Origin of the sequence: Actinomadura rubrisoli (assembly GCF_004349215.1) — a bacterium.
Classification (GTDB): domain Bacteria; phylum Actinomycetota; class Actinomycetes; order Streptosporangiales; family Streptosporangiaceae; genus Spirillospora; species Spirillospora rubrisoli.
In genome coordinates, this window is the sequence record NZ_SMKU01000309.1 from 1 (window position 1) to 11224 (window position 11224).

Genomic DNA, 11224 nt, shown 5'->3' on the forward strand with positions numbered 1-11224 from the left:
CCCCGTACGCCGAACCCCCGAAGTAGACGATCACGCCTGCTCCCGCCGGGCGGCCCGCCACCACTGGACCAGCCGCCGCAGCCCCTCCTCCAGCCCGACCTGCGCCTTCCAGCCGAGGGCCCGCTGCGCCGCCGACACATCGGCCAGCCGCCGGGGCACCCCGTTGACCGCGCGCGCCGGGCCGAACTCCAGGCCCAGGCCGTCCGCGTCCATGATCCGCAGGAGGGTCTCGGCCAGCTCCCGCAGGCTGGTCTCGGTGCCGCTGCCGATGTTGAACACCTCGTCGGTCGCGGCGGAGTCGGCGGCCAGCAGGTTCGCGCGGGCGATGTCCTCGGTGTAGACGAAGTCCATCGTCTGGCGCCCGTCGCCGAGGATGAGCGGCGGCTCCCCCGCCGTGATCCGCTCCATCCACCGGATCAGGACCTCGGTGTAGAGCCCGTGGACGTCCATGCGGGGCCCGTACACGTTGAAGTAGCGCAGCGCCACGTAGTCGAGGTCACGCATGGCGTGGAAGCTGCGCAGCATCCCCTCGTTGAACGTCTTCGCCGCGCCGTAGAACGTGTCGTTGTCGTAGGGGTGCTGGTCCTCCGGCGTCGGGAACCGCTCGGCCATCCCGTACACCGACGCCGACGACGACGCCACGACCTTGCGGACGCCGTGGTCGGCCGCCGCCTCGATCACCTCGTACGTCCCGTCGACCAGCACCTCCAGCGCCAGCCTGGGCTCCTGCGCGCACTGGGTGATGCGGATGGCGGCCAGGTGGAACAGCACGTCCACGCCGCTCATCAGCGACCGGACCAGGGCGCGGTCGCGGATGTCGCCCTCGATCACCCGCACGACTCCGATGGAGCCGGCGAGGTTCGCGCGGCGCCCCCGGACGAAGTTGTCCAGGACGACCACGTCCGACGCGCCCGCCGCGACGAGCTGGTCGACGACGGTGGACCCGATCGTGCCGGCGCCGCCGGTGACCAGGCAGCGGGATCCCTCGATCATGCGTTCTCCTCGGTGACGTTCTCGCCGATGATTTTCTCGCCGATGACGTCTTGTACGGGAACGAGGGCCCCGCCGGTCGAAACGCTGCGGGTGGCCGCCTCCAGCTGCGCGACGACCCGCAGGCCCGAGCGCCCGTCGGTGACCGCCGGGCGGCCCTCGGTGATGGCCGCGGCCAGCTCCGCCATCACCTCGCGCAGCGCCTCCCGCTCCGGGAGGGCCGGCACGAGGACGTCGCCCACACGGTAGGAGATGAGGGCCTCGCGCCGCTCGTCGGGGCCGAGGGAGCCCGCCGGGGCCAGGTCCACGCCGCGGTCGTACACGGCCAGCCGCTGGACGGGGTTGAGGTCGTCCCAGACGATCGTGCGCCGGGACCCGCCGATCACCGTCGTGCGGATCTTGGTGGGGCTGAGCCAGTTGACGTGGATGTGCGCCATGACGCCGGTGGTCAGCTCCGCCGTCAGGTGCGCCACGCACAGCCGTCCCGCGTCGATGGGGTCGCTGCCGCGTGCGGCGACGGCCTCCACGCCCACGCCGTCCGGCAGGACGTGGTCGAGGATCGACAGGTCGTGCGGCGCCAGGTCCCAGAGCACGTCCACGTCCGGCTGCACCAGCCCGAGGTTGATGCGCACCGAGTCGACGAACTGGACGTCGCCGATCTCCCCGCCGCGGATCAGCTCGCGGATCTTCCGGACGGCCGGGGTGTAGCAGTAGGTGTGGTCGCACATCAGCACCAGCCCGGACCGCGCGGCGAGCTCCACCAGCTTGGCGCTCTCCGCCGCGCTCGGCGTGAGCGGCTTCTCCACCAGCACGTGCTTGCCGGCCTCCAGCGCCGCCCGGACCAGGTCGAAGTGCGTCGCCGCGGGCGTGGCGATGGCGACGGCCCCCACCCGCGGGTCGTCCAGGACCCGCTGGTAGGACGACGTCGCCTGGACGGTCGTGTACGGCCCGAGGACGGCGCGGGCGCGGTCCTCGTCGAGGTCGCACAGCCACTCCAGCCGCAACGCCGGAGTGGCCTGTGCCGTCCGCACGAGGTTCGGCCCCCAGTAACCGGCGCCGACCACCGCCAGGCCGATGGGCTTCATCAGGGCGTACTCCTCAGGGTCAGGTTGTGGTGAACATCAGGGTTGGGTTGTGGTGAACACGACGTCGACCCAGTAGTTGGAGGTCGACGCGCTTCCCGGGAAGCCTCCGGATCCGTAGGCGTAGACGCCGTTGGGCCCGTCCGTCCCGTTGCGCAGGGCGTGCAGCGGCGGCGCGTCCACGCCGGCGTTCTGGAAGCCGCCGACGTTGGCCGAGTAGTGCCCGTTGGGCGCCAGGTAGGACACCACGTACGTGGTCCCCGCCGTCACCTGCACGGGCGTGGAGAAGGTGACCTCCTGCCAGCCCGCCGCCGACTCGGTGCCGAACGTGGCGGTGGCCAGCCGGGTGCCGTCGCTCTTCCACAGGCTGCCGGTGTGCGTCCCGGTGTTGCCCGGCCCCTTGTAGAACCGGACCCCGGTGACCCAGCCGCCCGCGTCGGCGCGGAATTTGGTGCCGAGCTCCACCGAGCCCGAGTCGTCCACGTCCGGGACCTGCGGCTCGGCCTCGTCCGCCCAGATCGAGCACGGGCACGTGCCGGGCGTGGTCTGCTTCGCCGTGGTGAACGACCAGGTCCGCGAGGCGGCCAGCGTGTTGCCCGCGAGGTCCTTGGCGCCCTCCGCCTTCACCGTGTACTTCGTCTGCCAGCCGAGCGCGGACGACGGGGTGAAGGAGGACGTGCGGGTCGCCGGATCGTAGCCCACCGTGCCCGGCACGGCCGCGCCGCCGGGACCGGTGACCGTGAACTGCGCCGTGGCGCCCTGCACGGCCTCGTCGAACGTGACCGACGGGTGGACGGCGCGGGGCACGCTGGTCGCCCCGTTCGCCGGGCTGACCGCGTCGATGGTCGGCGGGGTCGTGTCGCCGGGCGCGGCGAGCGAGAACACCGGATCGACCCAGTAGTTCGCGGCGCCGTACGTCTGGTTCGGGAACCGCGAGGACGCGCCGTAGACGTAGACGCCGTTAACGGTGGTGTCGTTGGACGGGGCGTGCAGCGGCGCGTTGTCGTAGGCCGCGCCGAAGTAGCCGCCGTCGACCGAGTAGTTCCCCTTCGGAGCGAAGTAGGACGCGACGTAGCGCGCTCCGGCGGTGACCGGGACCGGGGCGGAGAACGTCATGGTCTGCCAGCCCGACGCGGTCTCGTTGCCGAACGTGCCGGTGGCGAGGCGCGTCCCGTCCTCCTTCCACAGGCTGCCGCTGTGCGTCCCGGTGTTCCCCGCGCCCTTGTAGAACCGGACGCCGGAGATCCAGCCGTTCTGGTCGGAGGAGAACTTCACGCCCACCTCGACCGCACCGCCGTCACCGGACGACGGGGTGCCGGGGACCGCGTCGCTGGCGAACAGCGTGCACGGGCACGACCCCGACGTGGTGAACGACCACTGGGTCGTCCCCGACATGGTGTTGCCGGCCGTGTCCTTCGCGCCGCTGACGCTCGCGGTGTACCTGGTCGCCGCCGCGAGACCGGCGGACGGGGTGAACGTCAGGACCCGTCCGGAGGCGTCGAGCGCCGAGGATCCCGCGACCGCCTGGCCGCCGGGGCCCGCGAGGGTGAACACCGGGGATCCGGACCGGACCGGCTCGTTGAAGGTCACCTTGACCTTGCCGCCGGTCGGGACGCTGGCGGCCTCGTTCCCGGGGCTCTTGGACGACACCGCCGGCGGCGTCGTGTCGGGCGGCGGCGAGAACACCACGTCCACCCAGTAGTTGGTCGATCCGCCGGTCTGGTTCGGGAAGCCGCGCGCGCCGTACTTGTACACGCCGTTCCCGCCGCCGTTCCCATCGGCGAGCGCATGCAGCGGCGGGTTGTCGGCCGCGCGGGAGAGCCCGCCGTAGTCGGCCGAGTACCAGCCCTTGGTCGTGTGGTAGGACGCCACGTACGTCGTCCCGGCCGTCACCTGGACGGGCGTGGAGAACGTGACCTCCTGCCAGCCCAGCGTGGACTCGTTGGTGAACGTGGCGTTCGCGAGCTGCTGCCCGCCCGCCGTCCAGATCGTCCCGATGTGGGTGCCGTCGTTGTTGCGTCCCTTGTAGAAGCGGAGGGACTTGACGGCGCCGTCTGCCTCGGCGGTGAACCGCACGCCGAGTTCCAGTTCGTTGGGGTCGTTGACGCCCTCGATCGCGGGCGTGGTCTCGTCGTTCCAGATGCTGCACGGGCACACGCCGGGCTGCGGCGTCGCCTTAGCCGTGGTGAAGGAGTAGGTGACGTCCTGCATCGGGTTGCCCGCGTCGTCCTTCGCCCCCGTGACGGTCGCGGTGAGCTTGGTGCCGGCGGGCAGCGGCGACGACGGCGTGAGCGTCAGGACCGTCCTGGAGGCGTCCAGGCCCGCGGACGCCGGGATCGTCGTCGTGCCGTTCTTCAGCGTGAAGGACGGCGTGCCCGCCTGCACCGGCTCGCTGAACGTCACGGCCGGCTTGGCCGAGGTCTTCACGCTGGACGAGCCCGAGAACGGGGTGCTGTCCACCACGGTCGGCGCCATCGTGTCCGGCGGCTTGACCGTCGCCAGGACCACGTCGACGTAGTAGTTGCCGCCGTTGTAGGTCGAGTTGGGGAAGCCGCTGGAGCCGGCCCGGTAGACGCCGTTGCCCGCGTCCGGCTCCGCCTTGGGCGCGGTCAGCGGCGGCCTCACGTGCGCGTTGAGGGAGAAGAAGTTGCCGTCGGACGAGTAATGGCCGTTCGGGGCGAAGTAGGACACCACGTACGTCGTCCCCGCGTCGACCTGCACGGCGGACGGGAACGTCGCCGTCTGCCATCCCGACGCGGTCTCGTTGGTGAACGTCGTGGTCGCGAGCCGGGTACCGTCGTTCTTCCAGAGCGTGCCGGTGTGCGTGCCGGTGTTGCCGGTCCCCTTGTAGAACCGCACGCCGGTCACCCAGCCGGACACCGTGGACGTGAACTTCACCCCGGCCTCAAGGGACGCGGTGTCGCCGTCCGCAGGCGTCCCGGGGACCGTCGAGTCGCCGAACAGGCGGCACGGGCAGCCGACGCTGACCGCGACCCCGGCCCCCGGCGTCTCGATGTTGCCGCTGTCGTCGGCCGCGCGGGTCTTGATGGACACGGGCCCGTTGCCGGTCGCGTCCCACTTGTAGGACCAGGTGCCGCGCCCCTCGGCGGGATGCCAGGACGCGCCGCCGTCGGTGGACACCTCCACGCCGCCGACCTGCCCGCCGGCGTCCGTCGCCGTCCCGGTGATCGTCACCGTGCGCCCGTTGACGATCTGGGTGGCGGGCGACGGCGAGGTCACCGTCGAGACCGGGGCGGTGTTGTCGGTCGACGCCGTGGCCCGGTTCAAGCCCGTCTGCAGGGTGGTCGGCTGCACGCCCATGTCGGCGAAGAGGTTGACCGTCGCCTGCCGCATGGCCGGGTCGGGCGAGGACGGCGCCTCGGACGGGCCGTCGTGCGTGGCGTCCAGGCCCCACGACCACTGCACCGACCCCCCGCCGAAGACCAGCGCACCGCTCGGCGCCTTGTACATCGTCAGATGGTGGGTCGCGGTGCCGGGCGCGACGTTGGTCCCGTAGTCGATGAGCTTCTCGGGCACGTTCGCGGTCGTGGTCGACATGCGGAACAGCCCGGCGGGCCGGGCGCCGTTGTCGATGTCCTCGTCCCACTCGTACCCGACCGTCTGGTCGGCCAGCGTCATGGTCCCGGACGTCTGCCCGGCCACGGCCGTGCCGCGCCAGAACCGCATCTTCCCGTCCGCCGCGGGCACCTTGAGCGCGACGCCGCAGCAGTTCACCGTCCAGATCGTCCCGGTGAGCCCGTTCTCGGGGCGGCCGCCGTCAGCAGGCGGGCTGAACCGGGGGTCCCGCCAGCTTCCCGTCCACTGCGGGGTCGGGTCGGTCTTGGCGTTGGCGCGGGTCTCCTTGTAGGTCACGAGCGTCCGGTACGCGGCGCCGCCCGTGCCGTTCTCCCAGCGCGTCTTCCAGAAGACCTCGTTGCCGCTGAAGAAGGCCAGGTGCACGCCCGCGTCGCGGGCGGCCTCCACGTTGGCGCGCTCGGCGCCGGACCAGTACTCGTCGTGCCCGACCGACAGGAACGTCTTGTGGTTCTTGACGAGCGCGCCCCGCTGGTCGACGTCGGCGCCCGCCATGTAGCTGACGTCGTACCCGTTCGCCTCCAGGAAGCGGATCATCGGGTACTCGTTGGCGAACACGAAGTCGCGTCCCCAGGGCGTGCTCTCGCGCGTGTCGAACGGGCGGTTGTAGCTGACCTTGACGGCCCGTCCGGGCGCGGCGGTGCTGTCGCCGAAGTAAAGGCTGTTGCCGCCCCACCGGTTGTACGCCTGCCAGGTGGTGTCGGACGTTTTGAACACCATGTCCGAATGGCTGGCGTCGTTGCGGACGAGGAACATGATGTGGTTGTCGTCCTCGGTGCCGTCGGTGCGCGAGATGTGGGCGAAGTAGACGCCCGACACCGCGTTCGACGGGACCTGCCAGCTCGCCGACACACCCCAGTTGCCGCAGTCGATCAGACCGGTCGCGTCGTCGGTGAGGCAGGGCGGCTGGGTCTGCGGCAGCGACGCGGACGGCGCCACCGCGGCCACCTTGCGGGCCCCGTCGCCCCCGTAATAGCCCATCCGGTAAATGTCGAGCGAGTACGAGCGGGCGGGCGAGTTGACTTTGAACTGGACCTGCTGCCCGACATTGACGCTGAAGTTCGCCGAGAAACCCTCGATGGTCTGCCCGCCACCGGAGATCTTCTCCCACTCCGAGGACGGCGAGCCCGGCTTGGAATTCTCGCACGCCACCGCATTGCCGCCCGCGTCGCAGGGGCCCGCGGCCGCCTGGACGGCCGGCTGGGTCAGCGCGGCGAGGCCCGCCGCCACCAGCGTGAACAAGAGCACGGCAAGGACGGCTCGGCGCCCTGCCCCCTGCGTACGGCCATGCTTCACGAAACTCTCGACCAATCCACTAGTCCCCCCACGCTTCACCCCGTGAACAGGACCACGGATGCCTGGACGAGAACCCGGGTCCGCCGCCGATTAACGGGCTCGATAAAAGCCCGCCTCGAAAGCACTCCGACTATAAGGTCGGAGCCGGGGGCCGATGAGGGATTGGCCGGTGGTGGCCTTGACGGCCTTGCAGGTCACCTGGATGACGGGCTCAGGCGTCCCGCGCTCTCCCGGTACTCCTCGCCCGTCCGCGGGCAGCGCCACAGGCCCTCGCCGGCGGCCTCCAGGGGCTCGCCCGCACGGCCGACCCAGCCGATCCTCCGGGCCGGATTCCCCACCACCAACGCGAAATCCGGGACGTCCCGGGTGACCACCGCTCCGGCCCCCACGAGGGCCCACCGGCCGATCGTCCGTCCGGCCACGACGACCACACGCGCCCCGACCGCCGCGCCCTCCCGCACCGTCACGCCGAGCGCCTTCCAGTCGCCCGGCCGCTTCAGGCCACCGTCCACGTCCGACGAGCGCGGGTAGGGGTCGTTGGTCAGGACGGCCGCCGGGCCGATGAACACGCCGTCCTCCAGCACGGCCGGCTCGTAGACCAGCGCGTGGTTCTGCAGCTTGACCTCGTTCCCGATGCGGACGCCCGGCCCCACATAGGCGCCCCGCCCGACGATGCAGTCACGTCCCAGCTCGGCGTCCTCGCGCACCTGGGCCAGATGCCAGATCGTGGTGCCGTCGCCGATGGTGGCGCGCTCGTCGACGTCCGCGCTGGGAAGGATGCGGGCCATGGGATGCCTCCGGACCGGTCGCTGGTTCATACTCGCCTGTTGTGGTGAGCATCGTGATTCCCGCGCACAACGAGGAACGCGTCCTCGGCCGCCTGCTGGACGGGCTGCTGAGCACGGCCGAACCCGACGAGTTTGACATCATCGTGGTCCCCAACGGCTGCACCGACGGGACCGCCCGGGTCGCGGCCTCGTTCGGGAGCGCGGTGCGGGTCGTCGAGTCGCCGGAGGCGTCCAAGGCCGCCGCGCTGCGGCTGGGCGACAAGGCCGCCCGCCGTTTCCCCCGCCTGTACGTGGACGCGGACGTCGAGCTGCGCACCGAGGACGTGCGGGCCCTGACGGCCGCCCTGGACAGGCCGGGTGTGGCCGCCGCCGCCCCGTCCCGCCGCCTGGAGATGGCCGGCCGGCCCTGGGCCGTCCGCTCGTACTACCGCGTGTGGACGCGGCTGCCCGAGGTCAGGCGCGGCCTGTTCGGCCGCGGCGTCGTCGGCGTCACCCGCGACGGCCACGCCCGCCTCGCGGCCCTGCCCGGCGTCATCGCGGACGACCTGGCGTCCTCCCTCGCGTTCCGCGCCGAGGAGCGCGCGATCGTCGACACCGCCCGCGTGGTCGTGCATCCCCCGCGCACCTTCGGCGACCTGCTCAGACGCCGCGAGCGGGCGGCGGCGGGCGTCGAGCAGCTCGAACAGGCGGAGCTGGACCAGCCGGGCGGCTCTGCCCGGACCAGCCCGTCCGACCTGGCCGGCATGGTGCGCCGCGACCCGCGCCTCGCGCCGCACGTCGCCGTCTTCATGGCCGTGGCGCTGATCGCCCGCTCCCGCCAGGCCCGCAGGCGCGGCGCCCCCACCGCCTGGCAGCGTGACGAGAGCAGCCGGACCTGAGGCGACGGTCCCTGAATTGACGGTCATCGGGCCGGCCAGCCGGGGAGCCAGGTGCGGCGGGCGGCCCAGAGCCGGCGCCAATCCTCCCCCCGCGCGGTGGGCCGTCCCTGGCGCTCGGGACGGGCGGCCGTCAACCGGCTCAGCGCCGCCCGCAGGAACACCCCGACCGCCAGCAGCGCCACGCCGACTCCGCGCAGACCCCGCGGAAGATGGCGCCGCAGCAGCGTGGCCTTGCCGGTGAACAGCAGCATGAGCTTCCTGGACGCGCTCGACGACGCCCCGACCTCATGCTGGTAGACGGCCTTTCCGGTCACCATGGGCCGGAAGCCGCGCGCGGCGGCCCGCAGGCACAGGTCGGCGTCCTCCCCGTACATGAAGAACCCGCGGTCGAAACCGCCGGTCGCGTCCCACGCCTGCCGGGACACCAGCATGAAACCGCCGGTCACGATCGGAACGTGGCGGCTCTCGTGGCCCGCCCAGGGCCGGGGCGACTCGGGGTCGAAGAACCGGCTGCCCGGGAAGAGCGAGCTGAGCATGAACGCGAAGCAGAACGTCGACCACACCCCGGGCCGCCCCCACCACGACCGCGGATCGGCGGACCCGTCGGGCGCCACGCACCGTCCGCCGACGATCCCGGCCATCGGCTCGGCCCGCGCGCACTCCAGCAGGACCTCCACGCTGCCCGGCGCGGGCAGGGCGTCCGGGTTGACGAACACCAGCCAGGGAAACCGCGCCCGCTCCGCGCCCGCGTGGCAGCCGTGGGCGAATCCGTCGTTGCGGCCGGTCTCGATCACCCGCGCGTCCGGCGCCACCGCCCGCGCGACCGCCACCGTCTCGTCGCCGGAGTCGTTGTCCACGATGAGCAGCTCGGCCGGCACGCCCGCGACGGCCGACCGCAGCGCGGCCACGCAGTCCTCGATGTACCGGGCGCTCCGGTAGGTGACGACGATGATCGAGACACCATGCCCGCCCGGCGCGGACGCTTCGTCCGCGCCGAGGAACCGGCTTCCGCTGAGATCCGGCCGCACCGGTGTCCTTCCCCCGAGACCGTCCATGGTCGGTCACAGAGTGCCCCATCACGCGCCCGGGACCGACTCCGATGACCGGTCGTGGTCAGCCGCGGGCGACGGCTTGCGCGGGGACGGGCGGAGGACCGTGAAGGCGATCACCGCCGCGATCAGGCCGCCGAAGACCCCGGCCACCGCCGTGGTCGACATGGCGTCGACGAAGGCGTCCTTGGCCGCGGCGGCCAGGGCCGTGTCGCCCCTGGCGGCCGCTATCGCGAGAGCGTCGCCGATGGAGTCGTGGGCCGGGCCCTTGACGTCGTCCGGCATCGCGCTGGAATAGGCGGCGGTGAGGACGCTGCCGAGGATGGCGACGCTGAGGGCCTGACCGACCTGCTGGACGGTGTCGTTGACGGCGGAACCGACGCCCGCGCGGTCGGGGGGCAGGGCGGCGAGGAGGGTGCCGTAGGCGGCGGGCCCCGCGACGCCGCTGCCCATTCCCATCACGACGAGCGCCAGGACGAGCCGGGGATAGCCGTCCCCCGGGGACATCATGGCCAGCAGGCCGAAGCCCGCGCCGAGGACCGCGAGGCCGGCGGCGAGGGCGACGCGGGCGCCGAGCCTCTTGTCGACGACGACGCCGATGCCGTTGAAGGCCATCACGCTGACGATCAGCGGGATGAACGCGACGCCCGTCTTCATCGGGCCGTACCCGAGGACGAACTGCAGGTACTGGGTCAGCGCCAGCATCAGCCCGCCGGACGAGAACGACAGCAGCACGATGGACAGGCTGGCGCCGCTGAAGTTGCGGTCGCGGAACAGCTTCATCGGGAGCATGGGCTCGCGGACGTGGCGCTCCCAGAAGGCGAAGCCGGCGATGGCCGCGGCGGCGACGACGAATCCGATGCGGACCTGCGGGGAGGACCAGCCGTCCCGGGGGATGCAGATGACGCCCCAGACCAGGGCGGTCATGCCAATGATGGACAGTAGGGCGCCCACGAGGTCCGGACGGCTCGCCGGGCCGCGGGACTCGGGGATGATCAGCACGGCGGCGACGACGGCGACCGCGGCGATCGGGATGTTGATCAGGAAGACCGAGCCCCACCAGAAGTGCTGGAGCAGCAGGCCGCCGACGATGGGGCCGCCGAGCGCGCCGACCATGAGCACCGAGCTCCAGATGGCGATCGCCTTCTTGCGCTCCTCGTCGTCGAAGACCGTGGTCAGGATCGACAGCGTGCCCGGCATGAGGAACGCGCCGCCCACGCCCATCAGCGCGCGGGCGGCGATGAGCTGGCCGGGCGAGTCGGCGAGCGCGGCGGGGACCGAGGCGCCGCCGAACATGATCAGGCCGATGACCAGGCCCCGGCGGCGGCCGAACCGGTCCGAGAGCGCGCCGGCGGTGAGCAGCAGGCCGGCGAACACCAGGATGTAGGCGTCGATGATCCACTGGATGTCGGAGTTGGTCGCGTGCAGGTCGCGGATCAGGGACGGGATCGCGACGTTGAGGACGGTGTTGTCGATGACGACGACGAGCAGGCTCAGGCAGAGGACGCCGAGGATCCACCAGCGGCGGGGGTCCCGGGTCGCGGGGG

Annotated in this window: 7 protein-coding genes; 1 reads left to right on the top strand and 6 read right to left on the bottom strand. The window is 72.1% G+C overall.

Features of this window, described 5'->3' with window-relative positions:
* Nucleotides 1-30: 30 nt before the first annotated feature.
* The 4 genes from E1298_RS36875 to E1298_RS36890 form a co-directional block, all read right to left on the bottom strand.
* A complete protein-coding gene (locus E1298_RS36875; protein ID WP_131901720.1) occupies nt 31-993 on the bottom strand; it encodes an NAD-dependent epimerase/dehydratase family protein in 963 nt (320 codons plus the stop codon).
* The gene (locus E1298_RS36880) at nt 990-2075 is read right to left on the bottom strand and encodes a Gfo/Idh/MocA family protein (RefSeq protein WP_131901722.1); all 1086 of its coding nucleotides are present in this window, start codon (nt 2073-2075) and stop codon (nt 990-992) included. Before E1298_RS36880 ends, E1298_RS36875 begins: the two co-directional genes overlap by 4 nt.
* 36 nt (nt 2076-2111) lie before the next feature.
* Nucleotides 2112-6914, bottom strand: a complete 4803-nt coding sequence (locus E1298_RS36885) for a DUF4082 domain-containing protein (protein WP_131901724.1) — start codon at nt 6912-6914, stop codon at nt 2112-2114.
* Between the two features lie 242 nt (nt 6915-7156).
* Nucleotides 7157-7750, bottom strand: coding sequence for an acyltransferase (locus E1298_RS36890; RefSeq protein WP_131901726.1), 594 nt, complete (start codon nt 7748-7750; stop codon nt 7157-7159).
* 44 nt (nt 7751-7794) lie between these two features.
* Between E1298_RS36890 and E1298_RS36895 the strand changes: the two genes are divergently transcribed.
* Nucleotides 7795-8628 (top strand): glycosyltransferase, encoded by an 834-nt coding sequence (locus tag E1298_RS36895; protein WP_207945063.1) that lies wholly within the window; start codon nt 7795-7797, stop codon nt 8626-8628.
* 23 nt (nt 8629-8651) lie between these two features.
* On the opposite strand, the gene E1298_RS36900 is transcribed toward E1298_RS36895, so the two are convergent.
* Both E1298_RS36900 and E1298_RS36905 read right to left on the bottom strand, forming a co-directional pair.
* Nucleotides 8652-9656 carry a glycosyltransferase family 2 protein gene (locus E1298_RS36900; protein ID WP_165975855.1) on the bottom strand — a complete coding sequence of 335 codons (1005 nt, stop codon included), beginning with the start codon at nt 9654-9656 and terminating at the stop codon, nt 8652-8654.
* Nucleotides 9657-9704: 48 nt separating this feature from the next.
* A partial coding sequence (locus E1298_RS36905; RefSeq protein WP_207945064.1) for an MFS transporter occupies nt 9705-11224 on the bottom strand: 1520 nt, incomplete at its 5' end.